General features: G+C 71.6%; 17 protein-coding genes. 5 read left to right on the top strand and 12 right to left on the bottom strand.

The window, feature by feature from the left end:
* Window positions 1-164: 164 nt before the first annotated feature.
* Together ACRAKF_RS06610 and ACRAKF_RS06605 are read left to right on the top strand one after the other, a co-directional pair.
* Window positions 165-2,186, top strand: coding sequence for an oxidoreductase (locus ACRAKF_RS06610; protein WP_447035947.1), 2,022 nt, complete (start codon window positions 165-167; stop codon window positions 2,184-2,186).
* 54 nt (window positions 2,187-2,240) lie between these two features.
* Window positions 2,241-2,786, top strand: a complete 546-nt coding sequence (locus ACRAKF_RS06605) for a PadR family transcriptional regulator (protein WP_447035946.1) — start codon at window positions 2,241-2,243, stop codon at window positions 2,784-2,786.
* Here ACRAKF_RS06605 and ACRAKF_RS06600 read toward each other — a convergent pair.
* The 12 genes from ACRAKF_RS06600 to ACRAKF_RS06545 all read right to left on the bottom strand — a co-directional run bounded on the left by ACRAKF_RS06600 (window position 2,779) and on the right by ACRAKF_RS06545 (window position 13,694).
* Window positions 2,779-3,897, bottom strand: coding sequence for a Gfo/Idh/MocA family protein (locus ACRAKF_RS06600; RefSeq protein WP_447035945.1), 1,119 nt, complete (start codon window positions 3,895-3,897; stop codon window positions 2,779-2,781). The genes ACRAKF_RS06605 and ACRAKF_RS06600 overlap by 8 nt on opposite strands.
* Entirely contained in the window at window positions 3,894-4,646 is a 753-nt protein-coding gene (locus tag ACRAKF_RS06595; RefSeq protein ID WP_447035944.1) for a sugar phosphate isomerase/epimerase family protein, read from the bottom strand. The genes ACRAKF_RS06600 and ACRAKF_RS06595 overlap by 4 nt, the downstream gene beginning before the upstream one ends.
* Before the next feature lie 154 nt (window positions 4,647-4,800).
* Window positions 4,801-5,265, bottom strand: coding sequence for a hypothetical protein (locus ACRAKF_RS06590; RefSeq protein ID WP_447035943.1), 465 nt, complete (start codon window positions 5,263-5,265; stop codon window positions 4,801-4,803).
* 200 nt (window positions 5,266-5,465) lie between these two features.
* Entirely contained in the window at window positions 5,466-6,464 is a 999-nt protein-coding gene (locus ACRAKF_RS06585) for a fibronectin type III domain-containing protein (RefSeq protein WP_447035942.1), read from the bottom strand.
* A gap of 150 nt (window positions 6,465-6,614) precedes the next feature.
* On the bottom strand, window positions 6,615-7,025 hold the full coding sequence (locus tag ACRAKF_RS06580; protein WP_447035941.1) for a PTS-dependent dihydroxyacetone kinase phosphotransferase subunit DhaM: 411 nt from the start codon (window positions 7,023-7,025) through the stop codon (window positions 6,615-6,617).
* Window positions 7,018-7,644 (bottom strand): dihydroxyacetone kinase subunit DhaL, encoded by a 627-nt coding sequence (gene dhaL, locus ACRAKF_RS06575; protein WP_447035940.1) that lies wholly within the window; start codon window positions 7,642-7,644, stop codon window positions 7,018-7,020. The genes ACRAKF_RS06580 and dhaL overlap by 8 nt, the downstream gene beginning before the upstream one ends.
* A gap of 45 nt (window positions 7,645-7,689) precedes the next feature.
* Complete coding sequence (gene dhaK, locus ACRAKF_RS06570; RefSeq protein WP_447035939.1) at window positions 7,690-8,682, bottom strand: dihydroxyacetone kinase subunit DhaK; 993 nt, start codon at window positions 8,680-8,682, stop codon at window positions 7,690-7,692.
* 478 nt (window positions 8,683-9,160) lie between these two features.
* Window positions 9,161-9,682, bottom strand: a complete 522-nt coding sequence (locus tag ACRAKF_RS06565) for a hypothetical protein (RefSeq protein ID WP_447035938.1) — start codon at window positions 9,680-9,682, stop codon at window positions 9,161-9,163.
* A gap of 23 nt (window positions 9,683-9,705) precedes the next feature.
* Complete coding sequence (locus ACRAKF_RS06560) at window positions 9,706-10,353, bottom strand: hypothetical protein (protein WP_447035937.1); 648 nt, start codon at window positions 10,351-10,353, stop codon at window positions 9,706-9,708.
* Window positions 10,354-10,437: 84 nt separating this feature from the next.
* On the bottom strand, window positions 10,438-11,556 hold the full coding sequence (locus tag ACRAKF_RS06555; protein ID WP_447035936.1) for a methyltransferase family protein: 1,119 nt from the start codon (window positions 11,554-11,556) through the stop codon (window positions 10,438-10,440).
* Window positions 11,553-12,599, bottom strand: a complete 1,047-nt coding sequence (locus tag ACRAKF_RS06550; RefSeq protein ID WP_447035934.1) for a beta-ketoacyl-ACP synthase III — start codon at window positions 12,597-12,599, stop codon at window positions 11,553-11,555. The genes ACRAKF_RS06555 and ACRAKF_RS06550 overlap by 4 nt, the downstream gene beginning before the upstream one ends.
* A gap of 75 nt (window positions 12,600-12,674) precedes the next feature.
* Window positions 12,675-13,694 (bottom strand): TauD/TfdA family dioxygenase, encoded by a 1,020-nt coding sequence (locus tag ACRAKF_RS06545; RefSeq protein ID WP_447035933.1) that lies wholly within the window; start codon window positions 13,692-13,694, stop codon window positions 12,675-12,677.
* A gap of 248 nt (window positions 13,695-13,942) precedes the next feature.
* Here ACRAKF_RS06545 and sbnA point away from each other — a divergent pair, with 248 nt between their 5' ends.
* From sbnA to ACRAKF_RS06530, 3 genes are all read left to right on the top strand, one after another.
* Window positions 13,943-14,959, top strand: a complete 1,017-nt coding sequence (gene sbnA, locus ACRAKF_RS06540) for a 2,3-diaminopropionate biosynthesis protein SbnA (RefSeq protein ID WP_447035932.1) — start codon at window positions 13,943-13,945, stop codon at window positions 14,957-14,959.
* Between the two features lie 57 nt (window positions 14,960-15,016).
* Window positions 15,017-15,235 carry an MbtH family protein gene (locus ACRAKF_RS06535; RefSeq protein WP_447035931.1) on the top strand — a complete coding sequence of 73 codons (219 nt, stop codon included), beginning with the start codon at window positions 15,017-15,019 and terminating at the stop codon, window positions 15,233-15,235.
* Between the two features lie 66 nt (window positions 15,236-15,301).
* Complete coding sequence (locus ACRAKF_RS06530; RefSeq protein WP_447035930.1) at window positions 15,302-20,281, top strand: amino acid adenylation domain-containing protein; 4,980 nt, start codon at window positions 15,302-15,304, stop codon at window positions 20,279-20,281.
* Window positions 20,282-20,285 lie beyond the last annotated feature (4 nt).

The raw sequence follows: 20,285 nt of genomic DNA, 5'->3' as shown, positions 1-20,285 counted from the left end.
CAGTCTGCGGCTCGCGCGAGGCCGTGGCTGGCGGGATTCGGACAGCGCGCTCCCACCCGTACCGGCGCGGTGAGACACCGCTCACGCTTTATGCAACTAGTTGCACAACGCTTCCGTCGTCGTCTACAACTGAACCCGGAAGACACCGCGTACGGAGGCGCCGCATGAGCCGTTACCCGAACCTGCTCGACCCGCTCGACCTGGGCTTCACCACGCTGCCCAACCGGGTCCTCATGGGCTCCATGCACGTGGGCCTGGAAGAGGCGCCGAACGGGTTCGAGCGGATGGCGGAGTTCTACGCGGCCCGCGCGCGCGGCGGCGTCGGCCTCATCGTCACCGGCGGCATCGCACCGAACGACGCCGGGCGCCCCTACGAGGGCGGCGCCAGGATGACCACCGAGGCGGAGGCCGGGCAGCACGCCGGCATCACCGCGGCCGTGCACGCCGCGGGCGGCAGGATCGCGATGCAGATCCTGCACTTCGGGCGCTACGCCTACCACAAGGACCTCGTCGCCCCCAGCGCCCTCCAGGCCCCCATCAGCCCCTTCGTCCCCCGCGAGCTGACCGACGCCGAGGTCGAGGAGACCATCGAGGACTTCGTGCGCGCCGCCGAGCTGGCCAAGCTCGCCGGTTACGACGGCGTCGAGGTCATGGGCTCCGAGGGCTACCTGATCAACGAGTTCATCGCGGCCCCCACCAACCTGCGCACCGACCGCTGGGGCGGCGCCTACGAGAACCGCGTCCGGTTCCCCGTCGAGATCGTCCGGCGCATACGCGAGCGGGTCGGCGCCGACTTCATCATCATCTACCGCCTCTCCATGCTCGACCTGGTGCCCGGCGGCTCCACCCTCGAAGAGGTCGTCCACCTCGCCAAGGCGATCGAGGCCGCGGGCGCCACGATCATCAACACCGGCATCGGCTGGCACGAGGCACGCATCCCCACCATCGCCACCTCCGTGCCGCGCGGCGCCTACACCTTCGTCACCAAGAAGCTCATGGGCGAGGTCTCCGTACCGCTCGTGGCCGTCAACCGCATCAACACCCCCGAGATCGCCGAGCAGTTGCTCGCCGACGGCGCCGCCGACATGGTCTCGCTGGCCCGCCCGCTCCTCGCCGACCCCGACTTCGTCGCCAAGGCGAAGGCCGAGCAGCCCGACGCCATCAACACCTGCATCGGCTGCAACCAGGCCTGCCTGGACCACACCTTCAACCTCCAGATCACCTCCTGCCTGGTCAACCCGCGCGCCTGCCACGAGACCGAGCTGGTGCTCGCCCCGACCCGCACCAAGAAGAGCGTCGCGGTCGTCGGCGCGGGACCCGCCGGGCTCGCCTTCGCCGTCTCCGCCGCCGAGCGCGGCCACGACGTCACGCTCTACGACGCGGCCCACGAGATCGGCGGCCAGCTCAACGTCGCCCGCCGGGTCCCGGGCAAGGAGGAGTTCGACGAGACGCTGCGCTACTTCCGCACCCAGCTCGGCCTGCGGGGCGTCGACGTCCGCCTGAACACCGTGGTCACCGCCGAAGAGCTCGCCGAAGCCCCGTACGACGAGGTGGTCGTCGCCACGGGCGTTACGCCCCGCGTCCCGGAGATCCCCGGCATCGACCACCCCAGCGTCGTCAACTACCTCGACGTGCTGCGCGACGGGGCGCCGGTGGGGGAGCGGGTCGCGATCGTCGGCGCGGGCGGCATCGGCTTCGACGTCGCCGAATACCTCACCGACGGCGGCGAGAAGGCGAGCCTCGACCCCGCGACGTACTTCCGCCAGTGGGGCGTCGACATGGACTACCGCGGGCGCGGCGGCCTGACCGAGCCCGAGCGGCCCACGCCGCCGCGCACCGTCCACCTGCTCCAGCGCAAGACGTCCAAGGTCGGCAAGGGCCTCGGCAAGACCACGGGCTGGATCCACCGGACCGAGCTGCGCCACCGGGGTGTCGCGATGGTGGCCGGGGCGAGCTACGACCTGATCGACGACGCGGGGCTGCACATCACCGTCGACGGCGTCTCCTCCGTACTCCCGGTCGACACCGTCGTCCTGTGCACCGGACAGGAGCCGCGCCGCGGGCTCTACGAGGAGCTGCTCGCCGCCGGGCGCAGCGTGCACCTCATCGGCGGCGCCGACGTGGCGGCCGAGCTGGACGCCAAGCGGGCCATCAAGCAGGGCACGGAGCTGGCCGCCACGCTGTGACGGCGGTGCCATGGGCCCGTCCCCAGGATGGGGCCCGTCCCTAGGATTGGGCCCATGTCACTCCCGCACGCGATCCTGACCGCCCTCCTGGAGAAGCCGTCGTCGGGCCTCGAACTGACCCGCAGGTTCGACAAGTCGATCGGCTACTTCTGGTCGGCCACCCACCAGCAGATCTACCGCGATCTCGGCAGGCTGGAGCGCGAGGGGGCGATCCGCGCCCTGCCGAGCCAGGGCGCGACACGCGGGCAGAAGAAGGAGTACGAGGTGCTGCCGGCGGGCCGCGCCGAACTGGCCCGCTGGACCGCCGAGCGCCAGGACCCCAAGCCCCTGCGCGACACCCTCCTGCTGCGCCTGCGGGCCGCCGCCGTGGTCGGCACGGAGGGCATCCGGGAGGAACTGCACCGCCATCTCACGCTCCACCGGCGGCAGTTGGCGGAGTACGAGGAGATCGAGCGGCGTGACTTCCCGCCGGAGAAGGACGCCGTCGAGGACCGCCTGCGCCATGTGGTGCTGCGCGCGGGCATCGACCTGGAGACCTTCTGGACACAGTGGCTCACCCACGCCATCGAGGAGCTGGGGGAGAGCCCCGGAACTAAGTGAGTGTCGCCTCGCGAGGGTCCCAGTCCACGGGCAGCGGCTCCGCCGGCACCGGCTGCGTCCCCGGCGGTGTGAACTCCGAGTGGTCCGCGGACCGCGTGATCGCCGTCATGACCTGGAGGACGTGCAGGGCGAGCGCGCCGGACGCCCGGTGGGCGCCCCCGCCGCGCAGGGCGCGCGCCATGTCGAGCACCCCGAGGCCGCGGCCGTCGGTCCGCCCCCGCACGGGCAGCTCGCGCCACTCGTCGGCGCCGTTGGACAGCAGCTTCAGCGGACCGCCGAAGGTGTTCGGATCGGGCACGGCCAGGGTGCCCTCGGTCCCGGTGATCTCGAAGCGGGTGCGGCGCGGCGCGGAGTCGAAGCTGAACGTCGAGGTGGCCCGTATGCCCGAGGCGAACTCCAGGAGTGCCGACACATGCGTCGGCACGGCGACCGGGAAGGTCTGTCCCGCCTTCGGGCCGGAGCCGACGGAGCGTTCCGCGCGCGCCCGCGCCGCGACCGCCGCCACCTGAGACACCCCGCCGAACAGGGCCACGAGCGAGGTCAGGTAGTAGGGGCCGAGGTCGAAGAGCGGCCCCCCGCCCGGCTGGTAGAAGAACGCCGGGTCCGGGTGCCAGGCCTCCGGGCCGAGCCCCTGCACCACGGTCGAGGCCGCGACGGGCGCGCCGATGTCCCCGGCGGCGACCGCGCGCAGCGCCGACTGGAGGCCCGCGCCGAGGAACGTGTCGGGGGCGTTGCCCACGAGCAGGCCCCGCTCCAGGGCTTCGGCGAGCAGCTTCTCCGCCTCGGTGGGGGCGAGGGTGATGGGCTTCTCGCCGTACACGTGCTTGCCCGCGCGGACGGCGGCCCTCGCCACCTGGGCGTGCGCGGCGGGCACGGTGAGATTGACGACCAGTTCGACCTCGGGCAGGGCGAGCACCGTCGCGGGGCCGCCCGAGACGGGGACGCCGTGGGCGCGCGCCGCGTCGGCGGCCCGCCGCTCGTCGAGGTCGGCGACGGCCACCACCCGCACGTCGGGGAAGCCGCTCAGCGTCCGCAGGTACTCGGCGCTGATGACGCCCGCGCCGACCACGGCGACACCGACGGGCCCCCCGCGGGGAGTCGCCGTACTCACGCCGCCTCCAGCGAGGCCAGGTAGGCGCGGCTCGCCGCGAGCTCGTCGAAGAGGGTGTCGGTGGAGCCCGCACAGGCGTCGAACTCGACGACCCGCCACGCGTCCGGCGCCGCGGCGAGGATCTCCGGCACCGGCATGGTGCCCCCGCCGACCGCCACGTTCGGGTCCTCCCTGGTGCCGGGCCCGTCCTTCATGTGCAGCGCCAGGACCCGGTCACCGAGGCGGCGCAGCAGCCCCGGCACCTCGGCGCCGCCGACCGCGGCCCAGTAGGTGTCCACCTCCAGGAACACGGCGGGGTCGAGCAGTTCGGCGAGGACTTCGAGGGCGTGCCGGGCGCCGAAGCGGGGCTCCGTCTCCCACCAGTGGTTGTGGTAGCCGACGCGTATGCCGTGCCGTTCGGCGAGCGGCACCAGGGAGTTGAGGCGGTCGGCGGCCCGAGCGAGCCCGTCGCGGGTGGTGAACGCCTCGGGTTCGATCCCCGCGGGGACGATCGCGAGGTCCGCGCCGAGCGTGCCGATGGCGTCGAGCACGGCCTCCGGCGCGGGGCCGAGGAGCTGCACGGCGTGCGTCCCGGACACGGTGAGCCCCAGCTCGTCGACGATCCGCCGCAGCCCCTTGGGGTCGGTGAGCACGTCGTACGGTTCCACGGCGCCGTATCCGATGTCCGCGAGGCGGCGCAGGGTCCCCTCGCGGTCGGCGATGAGCTGATCCCGCACGGTGTAGAGCTGAACGCTGAGCGGTCGTGTCATGAACGCGCCCTCCCTGTCGTTGGGAGGACGGTAAGTCGCTCTCTTCCGGCCGGGCAAGGGTGCGTAGGGCACGACGCGGGCGCCGGCGGCGGAGCACGCGAAGCCGCCGCCCACCCTCGACGGGTGGACGGCGGCCGGTGGTGCGCCCCGGGGTTCAGGTCCGCCCGCGCGCTCCTCGACGGCGCAGATACCAGAGCCCGGTGCCCACGGCCGCGGCCACCAGGGTGCCGCCGGCGGCCAGCGCCGGCGTGCCCCAGTCCTCCGAGCCGCCCCCGAGGCCGCCCCGGACGCCGCGCGCGGGCGCCGTCGTCGGGGCGGTCGTGGGCAGCGGGGAGGTGGTGGGCATCGAGGTGGGCGCCGTCGTCGAAGACGTCGTGGGCCAGGCGGGCGAGGTGCCGTCCTCGCCGGCGACCCGCACCGTACGGGCGCCGGCAGCGACTGTCCGCCAGGAGTCGCTGCCCTCCGCCGGCTCCGCCTGCCGGGTGGCCTGCGCGGTGGAGCCGGTGGCGGTCACTGTGAAGTCGCCGGCCGCGACCGCCGCTGTCGTGCCGAGCGCCGACGGCAGCGCTGCGGCGGCGACGGCCAGACCGGCCCGGACACATATCTGAGTGGTACGCATGAGTCATTCCTCCGGGGGCACGGGAGGCGGTACAACCCATGCGCCGCCGGGGGTCGGGAAACGCCCGTGCCACCTGACGACGAGCCAACTCGCCGCCGCCCCGTTCCGCATGCGGAGAGCCGCCGGGCAGGTGACGCCGTACGTCGTCCGGCGCAGGGCCGAGGCGCGACCGGTGCTGTGACACAGGCTCTGAGGGGCCGTCAGCCCGTGGTGACCGTCCGCGTGGGCGAGTAGCCGCCCCACGTGCCGTCGGGCAGCTTCGGGCGGACCCGCACCCGGTGCCGCTCCCCGGCCTTCTCGCCGATGTAGAAGCTGTGCTCGGCCTTGTCCCGCGGCGCCGTCCCGCCGAAGACCAGCGAGGTGGCCGTGCGGCCGTCGAGCTGGATCTGGTACTCCGCCACGGCCCCGCCGGTACGCGGCGGAACCCACGTCAGGTCGATGTAGTACGCCCCGTCGGCGCGGTGCGTCGCGGCCCGGAAGCCGGTCGGTGCCGTGCCGCGCCCCGAGTCCTTGCCCGCCGCGGTCGTGAGGCGCACTTCCCGGCTGGCGGGGGAGAAGTTGTCCGCGGCGTCGCGGGCCTTGACCGTGAAGGTGTAGTCGGTGCCGGGACGCAGCCCGGTGACGAGCGTCGCCGTCTGCCCGCCGCCCACGCTGTGGACCTTCGAGCCGCCCTGGTAGATCTCGTACGAGGCCACGCGCCGGTCGTCCGTCGACCTGCCCCACGTCAGCATCGCCGACCGGCTCCCCTCCGCCTCGCCCCGCAGCCGTGCGGGCCGCGAGGGGGCCCCGCGGTCGGCGGCTGCGGCCTCGGGCGTCCTGACGGTCAGCTTCCTGCTGTCGGGGCTGACGTTGCCCTCGGCGTCACGGGCGCGCACGGTGAAGGCGTACGTGGTGGAGGGCCGCAGGCCGACGATGTCCACCATGTGCTTGTGCCCCGGCACCGCCTTGACCTTCTTGGCGTCCCGGTACACCTCGTAGCCGGTGACGCCGGTGTCGTCGGTGGCCTGGTTCCACATGACGTGGGCGGTGGTGGCACTGCCCGCCTCCACCGTGAGGCCACGCGGCGCCGCGGGCGGCGTGGTGTCCTGCCCGCCGCCCCCGCCACCCCAGTCGCAGCCGCCGGCGGCGGTCACGGCGAGGACGGTCAGCAGGGCCGGGGCCAGGGCCCGGGAGAGGGACGAACGGGAATTCCGTCGCACGGTGCGGCCTTCCACTCGACGGCATTGGTCCGGACCTATTTGACACAGGTGACGGAGGCACATCAAGAGGCAGGACGTGCGCCGTGCGGGCGGGCGTCGGCGTACGGCGGGCGCGAGCGGCGATCCGGAGGCGGTCCGGAGGCGGTCCGCTCAGGTCTTGCGGTAGTCGTACGCCTCCGTGGCCGCCGCCTCGACCGCGGCGAGGGCGGCGCCCGTCGACGCGGTGACCACGGCCGCCACCGCGCCCTCCACGAAGGGGGCGTCCAGCAGGCGGGTGTCCGGCGGGAGTTCGTCGCCCTCCGCGAGCAGTGCCTTCACGGTGAGCACGGCGCTGCCCAGGTCGGTCAGGACGGCGACGCCCGCGCCCCGGTCGACCCGCGCGGCGGCCGCCGCGATCAGCTCGGCGCTCGTGCCGAGCCCGCCGTCCTCGGTGCCGCCCGCGGCGGCCACGGGCGCGGTGGTGCCGCCTCCGGCGAGCCCCGTGGCGAGCGCGGCGACCGCGTCCGCGACGGCGGCGCTGTGCGACACGAGGACCACACCGACCAGTTTCCCGTCAGCCATGGTCCGCCTCCGCGGCCCCGGACTCCTCGGCCGTTTCGGCGAGAGCCTCGAAGAGCAGCGCCGACGAGGTCGCGCCGGGGTCCTGGTGGCCGATGCTGCGCTCGCCCAGGTAGCTGGCCCGGCCCTTGCGCGCGAGGAGCGGCACCGTCGCGAGGGCGCCCTCCCTCGCGGCGTCCCGCGCCGCGACGAACGACGTGCCGAGCGCGTCCACGCCAGGCATCAGCGCGTCCAGCATCGTCTTGTCGCCGGGGGCGGCACCGCCGAGCGCGGCCACCGCGTCGACGCCGGTACGCAGGGCTTCGGCGAACCGGGCCTCGTCGACCTCGGCGGCATCGCCGAGCGCCTTGCCGGTGCGGCGGAGCAGCGTGCCGTAGAGCGGCCCCGACGCGCCGCCCACCGTGGAGATCAACTGCCGTCCGGCCAGGACGAGCACGGCTCCCGGCGTCTCGGACACCTCCTTCTCCAGGGCGACCACGACGGCGGTGAAACCGCGCTGCAGATTGCTGCCGTGGTCGGCATCGCCGATGGGCGAGTCCAACTCCGTGAGCAGGGCCGCCGTACGGTCGACGGCATCCGCGGCGTTGGTCAGCCAGCGGCGGAAGAAGTCGGCGTCGAGCATGGGTCTCCTTGCGCGGTCGGTCGGTGGTGGTCCTGTCCCGGGGTATCAGATGCCCCAGCGCAGGGCGGGCGTCCGCACCGGCGCGTCCCACAGGCGCAGCAGTTCCTCGTCGACCTGGCAGATCGTCACCGAGGCTCCCGCCATGTCCAGCGACGTCACATAGTTGCCGACGAGGTTGCGGGCCACGGGCACGCCGCGCTCGGCGAGGACGCGCTGCACCTCGGCGTTGAAACCGTAGAGTTCGAGGAGCGGGGTGCCGCCCATGCCGTTGACGAGCAGGAGCACGGGGTTGTGCGGGTTCAGGTCCTCCAGCACGGCGTTCACGGCGAAGTCGGCGATCTCGCCGGAGGTCATCATCGGGCGCCGCTCGCGCCCCGGCTCGCCGTGGATGCCGACGCCGAGCTCCAGCTCACCGGCGGGCAGATCGAAGGTGGGGCTGCCCTTCGCGGGCGTGGTGCAGGCGGTGAGCGCTACGCCGAAGCTGCGCGCATCCGCGTTGACCTGCCGGGCGATGGCCTCGACCCGCTCCAGCGGCATCCCCGCGTCGGCGGCGGCCCCCGCGAGCTTCTCGACGAAGAGGGTGGCGCCGGTGCCGCGCCGCCCCGCGGTGTAGAGGCTGTCGGTCACGGCCACGTCGTCGTCGACGAGAACGCTGGCCACCTGGATGCCCTCGTCCTCGGCGAGCTCCGCGGCCATGCCGAAGTTGAGCACGTCGCCCGTGTAGTTCTTCACGATGAACAGCACCCCCGCGCCGCTGTCCACGGCCGCCGCGGCCCGCACCACCTGGTCCGGCACGGGGGAGGTGAAGACCTCGCCGGGACAGGCGGCGGACAGCATCCCGGGCCCCACGAATCCGCCGTGCAGCGGCTCGTGCCCCGAGCCGCCGCCCGAGACGAGGGCGACCTTCCCCGCCACGGGGGCGTCCGCCCGTACGATCACGCGGTTCTCGACGTCCACCGTCAGCTCGGGATGCGCGGCCGCCATACCGCGCAGGGCGTCGGCTACCACGGTCTCGGCGACGTTGATCAGCATCCTCATGGGTACCTCCTGGGAACCCTAGCAGGTCAGTCGCTGACCTGTGTTTTTGCAGGTCATGATGAGTATGAGTCGTTTTCGATCTTGGCGGTCCGTGACGGCTTGGAGCGGGTTCTGGCGGTACTGATGCTGACTTAATGCTGACTTTGGTGACGCTTCGTCAGGTCGGAAAAACGGTCGGGTGCGGCTTGGTCGGGTTCCCTGCTGTCGGCAGTATCGACCTTGCGGCAGCGAAGGTCACGCTCGTGAACGGCATCGGAGCGCCCCGGTCCGTCAGGAACCGTGCAGTTGTGGCCGCATGTCGGCGCCTTAGCGCGCCTGGCCTCGGCCTCAGGCGGTGTGAGGGGCACTCCAGCCTTCGCCTGCGTCAAGAGTGCCCGTGCTGCGGCGTTCGCCGCCCGGGCTGGATGCGGTGCCAGACAGGCAGTTTCTCGGAAGTCGACAACTGCGGCAACAGGTCGGTCTGCAGGGTGGACGAGCATCAGGTGGCGAATAGAGCATTCGACCACGTGTCGACGGCGGACTCGATGAGCAGGTCACCTTCCCGGCGGCCGGGGATAACTCTGTCGGCCGCCTCGGCGGGGCCGTGCGCCCCACGCCGGTGGGGAAGGCTCTTTTGACGAGCTGGTTCAGCGAGGACTCGCCCAGTGTCGTGCCGATCGACCCGAACTTCGGAGCACCTCGAGGGCGCCTCCACTTCCACACCGAGACCCTGGGTCCGGGCGGCGGCGAGGACGGCGTCGGCCAGGGCGATGTCCAGCACGCCCAGTCCGAACGGCCCGTAGACGATCGTGCGGCCCCGTTCGGGGGTGAACGCGCCCCCGGAGCCCTCGTCCAGGAGCAGTCGGCCGATTTCCGGGTCGATGAAGTCCCGATGCCCCGCGGCCTGCACGGCGAGGGCGAGGGAGGTGCGCTCGCGCACCGCGTGATCGGCGTCGTCGACGATGTTGTGCGCGTCGAGCAGCGACTCGGGCAGCAGATCGCGCAGAGAGATGTGCAGCACCACCGTGCCGGGCCGGGCTGCCTTCAGGTCCAGGTGCGGTTCGATGGCGGACGTGGCGACGGAGACCAGTCCGTGCGTGGCGGCGCCCGCTCCGCGCTGTCGAGCGTGACCACCTCGGCTCCGGGTGCCATCGCGGCTGCCCGCGCGGCGAACTCGGCGGCCCGCCGCGGTGAACTGTCGTACAGCGTAAGCGTCTTCAGGCCGGGCAGGGCCGCCTGCACATGGCGCAGGATCTCCAGGTTGAACACCCCACAGCCGATCAGGGCCAGGCCGTCCGGGCGGCGGTCGCGGGTGAGCAGCTCGGCCGCGAGCGCGGCGCTCGCGGCGGTGCGCGTGGCGGAGATCAGGGAGCCCTCGATCAGGGCCTCCGGCCGGCCGGTCTCCAGCGAGTTGAGAATGATCGCCGCGCTGGCCCGCTCGATGCCTCTCTCGATGTTGCCAGGGAAGGAGGCGATCCACTTCATGCCCGCGGCCGGCTTGTCTCCGCCCCGGTAGGCCGGCAGACCGATGATGCGGTTGCGCGGCTGCCCGGGGAAGCGCAAGAAGACGGAGTGCGGCACGGTGCTGTCGCCCTGTGCGTGAATGCGGTAGGCGTCGGCCACGGTTCGGATGTTGTCGAGTTCACGGCCGTCGAGGATCCGCGAGACCTCGGAGTGTCGCACGATGAGCATGACGAGATTCAGTCCTTCCACAGATACGCGACGGTCCGGGAACACAGCCGGCGCCGACCCGCCGGAACACGGGCGGGCGCCGGATCAGGCGCGGCGGGCGAGCAGTACGCGGTGCATGGGGGTGTCCAGCAGGGCGACGCGGTGCAGCTCGGAATCGGCCAGCCACTGGTCGTAGTCGTGCAGGGTGTACGCGTCGCCGCCGCCGGTGGCGAGCATCGAGGCGGCGAACAGCCGGGAGAACTTGTTCTGGACGGACGCGGCACCGCCGTCGTCGTCGATGATGTGGTCGGCGATGGCGACGAGGCCACCCTGGGTGAGGCTCTTGGAGGACTTCAGCAGCAGCTCACGGGCGGACTCCGGGGTCTGCAGATGGAAGATGTTCACGAAGAGGGCCAGATCGATGTCCGTGCCCCAGTCGTCGTTCCAGAAGTCCTTGACGACCGCCTCGAACCGGTCGGCCACGTCCAGCTCCTGTGCCTGCCGCGACGCGATCGCGGTGATCCGCCCGGTGTCCAGGCCGCTCGCCGTCAGCGCGGGGAACTCGCGCAGCAGCAGCTGGCTGTAGATGCCGGTGCCGCAGCCCACGTCCAGGACCCGCGCCGACTCCCCGGTGGACCAGCCCAGGTCACGCAGTGCGGCGGTGAGCGTACGGACGATCGGCGGCGCCCAGAAGTTGATGCCGCGGACCAGCGCGGTGTAGTCCTCCTCCGATATCTGGTTCACCCGCTCCCCGCCGGTGGCGTCGCGGGCGCCGGTGCGCACGTTCTCGGCGAGGTTGCGCCAGGCGTTCCAGGCCACCTTGCGGTCGTGGCTGATCTTCCCGACGAGGCTGTACAGACCGTGCGGCGAGAACACGGCGTGCAGCTCGGGCGGCAGGGTGTAGAGGGCTCGCCCGTCGGCGTTGTGGCTTCGCCGGACCACGTCGTAGGCGTAGAGACCTTCCATGAGCACCCGGGTCGCGCGCAGATCGGTGCCGAGGGTCTCGGCGAGCTGCACGGCGGTGGCAGGACCGCGGGCCAGCGCGGAGAAGGCACCGAGGTCCTGCGCGGCTTCGATGACGCCGGGTGCCCACAGGCCGATCAGGTGCTCATAGAGGTGGTGCGCGGCCTGCGACTCGGCTTCGACGCCGGTCAGGCGGACGGTGTCGACGAGCGGCGTGAAGCCGGCCGACGCGCTGGCGGTGGTCTCGCCCGGTGCAGTCACGGTGTGCTTCTCCTAGGGGTGGCCTTCTGGCGGCAGTCGGTGGGAGGACAGGCGACCACCTGGGCCGCGTACGAGAGGCCCGCGCCGAAGCCCAGGAGGAGCACGGGGGCTCCGCCGTGAATCTCCCCGCGCTCCACGAGCTTCGACAGGGCGAGGGGGATGCTGGCGGCGGAGGTGTTGCCGGAGTCGACGACATCGCGTGCGACGATCGCCTCGGTGGCGCCGAGCTGCTTGGTGACGGCCTCGATGATCCGCAGGTTGGCCTGATGGGTGATGACGGCCGCCAAGTCCGACACGGCGACGTCGGCGCGCTCGCAGGCCTGGCGGGCGACCTGCGCGAGTGAGGTCAGCGCCCAGCGGTAGACCGTCTGTCCTTCCTGCTGGAACAGCGCGGGCGGTCCTGCCGGACCGGAGGTCTCCAGCGTGATGGCCGAGCCGTCCTGCGGCCGCGAGCCCCACACCACGGGACCGATGCCGTCCGGTTCGGTCCCCTCGGTGGCCGCGATCACCGCCGCGCCCGCGCCGTCGCCGAAGATGACGCAGGTGGAGCGGTCCTGCCAGTCGAGGAAGTCACTCATCTTGTCCACGCCCACGACCAGCGCGATACGGCTGCCGCCGCCCTGTACGGCGAGGGCGGCCGTGGCGAGCGCGTAACTGAAGCCCGCGCAAGCGGCGTTGAGGTCGAAGACGGCGGCGGCGGGAATCCCCAGACGGTGGGCGACACGGGCGGCGATGCTGGGCATGCGGTCCACGGCGGTGCAGGTCGCGACGGTGACCAGGCCGATGTCGGCGGCGTCCACACCCGCCAGGGCGACCGCCTTGGCCGCGGCGTCGGCCGCCATGTCGGCGACACTCTCGTCCGCGGCGGCTATGTGGCGGGTCGCGATGCCGACGCGGGATCTGATCCATGCGTCGGAGGTGTCGACCATGGTGGCGAGCTCGTCGTTGGTGAGTACCCGGCTCGGCTGGTAGTGGGAGATCGACAGGATCCGGCTGCCCGAAACGATCGCGGTCATCGCCTCGTGCTCTTCCTGGGCGACCATGGATTGCGCATGTGTGCTCCTCCTTCGGTCCACAGTGGTGCGCCACGGGCTCCGACGGTGGCGGTCGTCGTGCGGTCAGCCGAGCACGGGGCCGTCGCCCGACCGGTCCGCGCGGCTGCGCCGGTTGTCCAGATGCGCGTACACCCGCTCCATCCAGCGATCGTTTCCGTCGTACCGCGGGATGAAGGAGGTCCGTCCGTGCACCGTCACGCGGTTGTCCACCACCGCCAGGTCGCCCACCTGAAGGCGGTGCGCCGACATCGTCGCGACGAACGCGTCGCGCAGCGCGGCCATCGCGACCTTGGCCGTGTCGTCCTGCGGATGCGTGGCGGCGAAGTCGACCACGGCATTGGGGTCGGCCAGGGCCCCCTGAAGAATCGGATGCACCGAGAGGGCGCCGTCCTGAGTGCCGAAGGACGGCGGAGGGTCGGTCCGGAACCGCGGCTCGGCGAGCACCTGGATCACGCTCGCTTCGAGGAGCGGCAGCGCCTGGCGGATCGACGACGTGCACAGCTTCGCGTCGCCGGTCGGGTCCTCCCGTAGGGACAACAGGCCCACGTAGTCGGGGCGGTTGTCGTGAAACGCGTTCTCGATGTGCAGTTCGAGGAGCACGGATCCGGCATTGCTCTGCGATATTTCATGACCCGGAACCGGCACCACGTTCTGTACGAGATGACCGCCCTTCTCGTTGCGGAACGCGATGACCTCGCCCAATTGCAGCATCACCGTTGCGATGACGGCGGCGGCGGTCGTGGGCACACGCTCCACCGAATTCGGAACTCCCGGAGTCGGCGGGAGCTGCTCGCCGGCCGCCGTCACCGGCAGTCCGCGGAGCAGCAGGGTGCCTTGGGGACCCGGATCGTGCCGGAACGCTCGCAGCGCGCGCAGCAGTGTACGGGGGAGCAGCGCGGAGGCGTCCAGTGCGGCCGACGGCCATTCCGGGGTGTCGATGAGCGGGTGGCGGGGGCCGGTGAGTGTCCCGGCGAGTACGGCGATCTCGGCCCGTTCCTCCGCGGTGATCTCATGAACGACCACCGATTCCAGGGCGGCGCTCGTGTCCGGCGCGACAAATTCAGGCAGCTGGATCTGATGCATAAGGCGACATTCCCCAAGTCCCAGGTCGGCGGCGAGCGTTAAGGCACTGTGGGAAGCCGGTCTATCACCGATCTATTCTCGCTGGACAGCGTCTATCGGACCCGCTGCCGCATCCGGTCCCGCGCCGGTCCGCCGAGGTCGGTGCCAGGCCCCGCCAGTAGGGTTTCTCCCCTGGTCCCGGTGTTCCCGAGTAGCTCAGATATAGATGAAATATTGAATCTGTCTGAACACTTCAGCCGTCCGATCGAATGGGACACCCGGCTGGACGCGGCGAGAGGGAGCCTGTGAAAGGGAAGGTTCACGCGGGGATTCTTGACGCAATCGGAGATACCCCACTCTTTGAATTCGAGAGAATCTTCTCAGGTGCGCCCTTCCGGGTCCTCGCGAAGATGGAGAGCTTCAACCCCGGTGGCAGCATCAAGGACAGAACCGCACTGAACATGCTGCTGCACAAAATCCGTGACGGAGAGCTCGACCCCGCGCGTTCGGTGGTCGTGGAATCGAGTTCGGGAAATCTGGGTGTGGGTCTTGCCCAGATCTGCCGGTACTTCGGGCTGCGTTTCATCTGTGTCGTCGACGGCCGCACCACGGCCCGCAACATCGCGGTGCTGCGCGCCCTCCAGTGCGAGGTCGAGATCGTCGAGCAGCCCGACGCGGTCACCGGCGAGTACCTGCCGGTCCGCCTCGCGCGCGTCCGTGAGCTGCTCGCGACCATCCCGAACGCCTACTGGCCCAACCAGTACGGCAACCTGCTGAATCCGGGCGCTCACCAACAGACCATGCGGGAGATCGCCCAGGCCCTCGACGGGAGGGTCGACTATCTCTTCTGCGCCGTCGGGACGTTCGGCACCCTCCGTGGCTGTGCCGAATACGTGCGTGAGCACAACCTGGGGACGACCATCGTGGGCGTGGACGCCGTCGGCAGCGTCATTTTCGGAGGTCCGTCCGCGCCGCGTCTCATACCCGGTCATGGTGCTTCGATTCGTCCGGAACTCCTCGACACCGCATTGGTGGACGCGGTCGTCCATATCACCGACCTGGAATCCGTGGCGGCCTGTCGCCGGATCGTCGCCAAAGAGGCGGTTCTCGTCGGCGGTTCCTCCGGCGCCGTGCTGGCGGCACTAAACAAGATGACCGACACGATCGAGCCAGGATCGAACTGTGTGCTGATCTTCCCGGACGGTGGCGACAGATATCTCGACACCGTCTACTCCGACGCCTGGGTCACGGCGAATTTCGGTGAAGTGACGCACCTGTGGAAGTAGCTCGAAAAGAACGGCAAGTGCAGCAACAGACCCCTGTGACTGAAGGAGAAGTGTCCGATGCCCGAAGAGCAGACTGAAGGACCCGTGTACTGCGTCGTCCTGAACGACGAAGAGCAGTACTCCATCTGGTGGGCCGACCGAGAACTGCCGGCCGGCTGGCGCACGGACGGCACCAAGGGATCCCGCGAGGAATGCCTGAAGCACATCGGCGAGATCTGGACCGACATGCGGCCGCTCAGTCTGCGCAGGCGCATGGAGCAAGAAGCGGCGAAGTAGCTGGAGGCGGCGCCGAGCGACAGGCACCGCCTTTGTCACCGAGACACATCCGGACGGGAAGCAGATATGGGCGTTGAGGCACGATCGACCGATACAGCCGACGCATACGTCCCCCTGCACGTACGAGTCGAGCGTCAGGCCGCGCTGACGCCGTCGGCCGTGGCTGTGGTTGACGGGGCCGAGACATGCACCTACGCGGAACTCGAGTCCCGCGCGGCGCTGCTGGCTCACCGGCTCCGCGAACTGGGAGCCGCGCCGGAGGCGGCGATCGGGGTCTGCCTGCCGCGAGGCATCGATCTCGTCGTGTCGCTGATCGCGGTCTGGAAGTCCGGCGCGGCCTATGTGCCCCTGGACCCCGAACACCCCTGGGAGCGGTCCGCGTGGGTGCTCAAGGACACCGGAGCGGACCTCGTCGTCGTCGACGACGCGCTGTCCGCCCAGGTGTCGGGCACCGGAGCGCGACCCGTCGCACCCACCTGTGCGGCGGGCCCGGAATCCCCTGCCGGGCCCGCTTCGGACGTACCCGGCGAGCAGGCAGCGTACATCCTCTACACCTCGGGCTCCACGGGCCGCCCCAAGGGCGTGGTCGTCAGCCATGCCGGAATCGCCAACAGGGTCTCCTGGGTGGTGCGCAGGCAGGGGCTCGGCACGGCGGACCGTGTGCTGCACAAGACGACGCTCACCTTCGACGCGGCCTGCTGGGAGGTGTTCGCCCCGCTGGTGTCCGGAGGAACGGTCGTCCTCGCGCCGCGGGGAGCGGAGGCCGACGCCGCCACGCTGCTGCGCGCGGTCGCCGCCCACGAGGTGACCGTGCTTCAGGTCGTGCCGTCCATGCTGCGCGTCCTGGCGGACGAACCGGGCTGGGCGGACTGCACCGCACTGCGTCTCCTGTTCTCCGCCGGGGAACCCCTCCACGCGGAACTGGTCCAACGCGTCCTGGCCTGGCGGGACGTGGAGGTCTGGAACACGTACGGCCCGACGGAGTGCTCGATCGACATCACGGCCCACCGGTTCGATCCCGCGCAACAGCACGGCTCCGTGCCGATCGGCAGGCCCATCCCGGGCATGCGCGTGCTCGTCGCGGACTCCGAGGGGCGCCCCGTCTCGGTGGGCACCCGAGGTGAGCTGTACGCGGGCGGTGTCGGGGTCGCCCGAGGCTATCTGGGGCAGCCTGAGCGCACGGCCGAGAGCTTCGTCCCCGATCCCTTCGCGGCCGACGGGTCCCGTCTGTACCGCACCGGCGACCTGGTCCGCTGGACCCCCGAGGGAACCCTTGAGTATCTGGGCCGCGCCGACGGCCAGGTCAAGGTCAACGGGGTACGTGTCGAACCCGGGGAGGTGGAGGCCGCCCTGGTGGCGCACCCCGATGTGCGGGGAGCCGTCGTCAAGGCCTTCACCCGTGACGGCGCCACCCGCTTGGTGGGATACGTGCAGCGCAGGGATGCCCGGCAAGGGCAGCGTGCCGACGCCGACCTGCGGGGCTTCCTGCGCACCCGGCTGCCCGGCAGCCATGTGCCCGCCGTCGTCGTCGAGCTCGACGCGTTCCCGCTGACCCCCAACGGCAAGGTGGATCGCCTCGCCCTGCCCGAACCGGCTCCCGACGCCGGCCAGGACGTCACGGCCCCGCGCACCGAGGCCGAGCGTCTCGTGGCGAGCGTCTGGCAGGACCTGCTCGGCGACGAGGACATCGGGGTGAACTCCGACTTCTTCCGGCAGGGCGGCACCTCGCTCCAGCTCACGCGCCTCGCCAATCGGCTGCGCTCGGCGTCCGGCAGGGAAGTCCGGCTCCGGGAACTGCTCACGGCGACGACCGTCGAGGCCCAGGCCCTGCTCATCGAGGGGTATGCCGAGGACGCGACCTCGCTGCCCGAGGCCCCGCGCCCCACCGGTGGTTCGGGCGGTCTTCAGGTCTCCTACGGACAGCGCCGCCTGTGGTTCCTCGACCGGATGAACCCCGGCAGCCCGGAATGGGTCTCCGTCCTGCCGCTGCGGGTCCCCGCCGACGCGAGCGACGACTCGGTCCGGCGCGCTCTGGACGCCCTGGTCGCCCGCCACGAGGCGCTGCGCACCCGGTTCGCCGTGGTGGACGGCGAGCCGACGCAGTTCGTGATGGAGCCGGGCGCCCAGGAGCTGACGGTGGTGGAGACGGGCCGGGACCAGCTCCCTCAGGTCCTCGCTGCGACCGCCGAACGCGGCTTCGACCTGGAGAAGGGACCCGTGCTGCGGGCCCTGCTGGCCAGGGTGCCCGCCCCGCAGGGGGAGTCCGTCCTCTCCCTGGCGATCCATCACATCGCCTGCGACGGCTGGTCATCGGCGATCCTCGACCGCGAGTTCCATGAGCTCCTGGCCTCCGAGATGAGCGGCAGCCCCGCCCGCCTGGCGCCGCCGCGCCGCCAGTACGCCGACTACGCCGCATGGCAGCGGAGCGCCGAGGACCAGGCGTCCACCGAACGCGAGATCCAGCATTGGGCGTCCGTCCTCGACGGCATCGAGCCCCTGCCGCTGCCCACCGACCGGCCCCGCCCGCCGGTGCGCGACGGGCGCGGCGGCATCGTCGCCTTCACCCTGCCCGCCCCCCTCACGGCGGCGCTCGAAGAGCTGGGCCGACAGCACGGGGCCACACCGTACGAGACCCTGCTGACCGCGTTCGCCACGCTGCTCGCCCGCTACACCGGCCAGTGGGACACCCCCATCGGCACACCGGTGGCCGGCCGGGACCGCGAGGAGACCGAGGAGATCGTCGGCTTCTTCCTGAACAGCCTCGTCATCCGCTGCCGCCCGCGGGCCGGCCTCGGCTTCGCCCGGGCCCTCGACGACGTACGAGGCGTCTTCCGCGAGGCGCTCGCCCACCAGACGCTGCCCTTCGAACGCCTCGTCGCGGCACTCGACGCCGAGGGCGACCTCGCCCGCACACCGCTCTACCAGGTGGCCTTCGACCTCCACGACGAGGAGCTCACCGGATCGGCGGCGCTCGACGACTTCCACTCCCTGGAAGACGCCTGGAACGTGGCCAAGACCGACCTCAGCCTCTTCATGCGGCGGGCCGCCGACGGAAGCATGATCGGCGGCCTCGAGTACGCCACCGCGCTGTTCGACCGCACCACCGTCGAACGCCTCGCCCAGCACTTCGTCCGCGTCGTCGAAGCCGTCACCGCCCGCCCCGAACTGCCCCTGGGCCGGCTTCCGCTCCTGTCCCCGCAAGAGAGCGACCGACTCTCCGAATGGAGCCGGAACCCGGGCACGCGGCCCGACGCGTGCTCCTACGAGGTGTTCGAGCGGTGGGCCGCCGCCACACCGGACGCGATCGCCGTGACCGGCGACGGCACCGACCTCACGTACCGCGCACTCGACGAGCGCGCGAACGTCCTCGCGCACCGGCTGCGGGCGCTCGGGGTGGGCCCCGAGGACGTGGTCGGCGTGCTCCTCGACCGCGGCCCCGAGCTGCTGGCGGCACTCCTCGCCGTGTGGAAGGCCGGTGGCGCCTACCTGCCGCTCGACCCGTCGTACCCCGCGGCACGCATGGAGGCCGTGCTCGCCGACGCGGGCGCCCGCGTCCTGGTGCTCGACTCGGCAGGCCGCGACCGGCGGATCGGGCGGCCGCCCGGCACGCGCCTGCTGCTCACCGAAGCGGCCACCGAGCCCGCCGTGACCACCGCGCCCGACCGCACCCCCGATCTGGACGGCCTCGCCTACGTCATCTACACCTCCGGCTCCACAGGACGCCCCAAAGGAGTGCAGGTCACCCACGCCGGACTGGCCAACCACCTCGTCTGGGCCGCCGTGGAACTCGCGGGGCGGGGCGAAGGCGGCGCCCCGGTCTTCTCGTCCATCGCCTTCGACCTGGTCGTACCGAACCTGTGGGCTCCCCTCATGGCCGGCCGGACCGTCACCCTGCTGCCGCAGGACCTCGACCTCAGCACCCTGGGCCGGCAGTTGACGGAGGCCGGCCCCTTCGCCTTCGTCAAGATGACCCCGGCCCACCTGGAGATCCTCTCCGAGCAGCTCTCCGCCGAGCAGGTACGCGCCCTGGCGACGGTGTACGTGGTGGCGGGCGAGGCCCTGCCCGGCCGGCTCGTCGACCGCTGGGCCGCACCGGTGATCAACGAGTACGGCCCCACCGAGGCGTCCGTCGGAACCTGCGTCTTCCCGGCACCCGACCAGGGCAACCGGGAGATCGTGCCCATCGGACGCCCGCTGCCGAACATGACGATGCGGGTGCTCGACGAGTACCTTCAGCCGGTGCCCGTGGGCGTTACGGGGGAGCTGTACGTCGGCGGCGCGGGCGTGGCCCGTGGCTACGCGGGCCGGCCCGCACAGACCGCCGCAGCCTTCCTGCCCGACCCCTTCGGCGCGCCCGGCGACCGGATGTACCGCACCGGCGACCTGGTCCGGCTGCTGCCCGGTGGCGACGTCGACTTCCTCGGACGCATCGATCACCAGGTGAAGATCCGCGGCCACCGCATCGAGACCACGGAGATCCAGCTGGTCCTCGCCGACCACCCACAGGTACGTGAGGCGGTGGTCACGGTCCGGGAGACCGGCCCCGGGGACCGCGGCCTCGTCGCCCACTATGTGGCCGCGGGCGACGCACTCCCCACCCATGACGACCTCGTCGAACACTGCGCGGACCGCCTGCCCCCCTACATGGTGCCGTCGGCGTTCACGGCACTGCGGGCCCTCCCGCTCAACGCCAACGGCAAGGTGGACCGGGCCGCTCTCGCCTCACTCGAGCCCCAGGGAGAGCCGGACGTCGTGGCGCCGCGCACCGTCGTGGAGGAGCGCATCGCCGAGATCTGGACCGACCTCCTGGGCCGGGACGTCGGAGTGCTCGGCCACTTCTTCCACACGGGCGGCAATTCCATCCTCGCGATCCGTCTGGTCGCGAGCGTTCAGGACGCATTCGAGATCGAGCTGCCGATGAGGGCCGTCTTCGAGGCGCCGACCGTCGCCGGACTCGCCACGACCGTCGAGGAACTGATCCGGGCCGAGGTCGAGGCGCTGACGGACGACGAACTCATCGCTCAATCACAGCCGTCCGGGGAGTAGAACA

This window comes from Streptomyces sp. DSM 118878, from assembly GCF_052936595.1.
The sequence above is the reverse complement of the archived record's forward strand: the minus strand, read 5'-3'. Positions and strand labels throughout refer to the sequence as shown.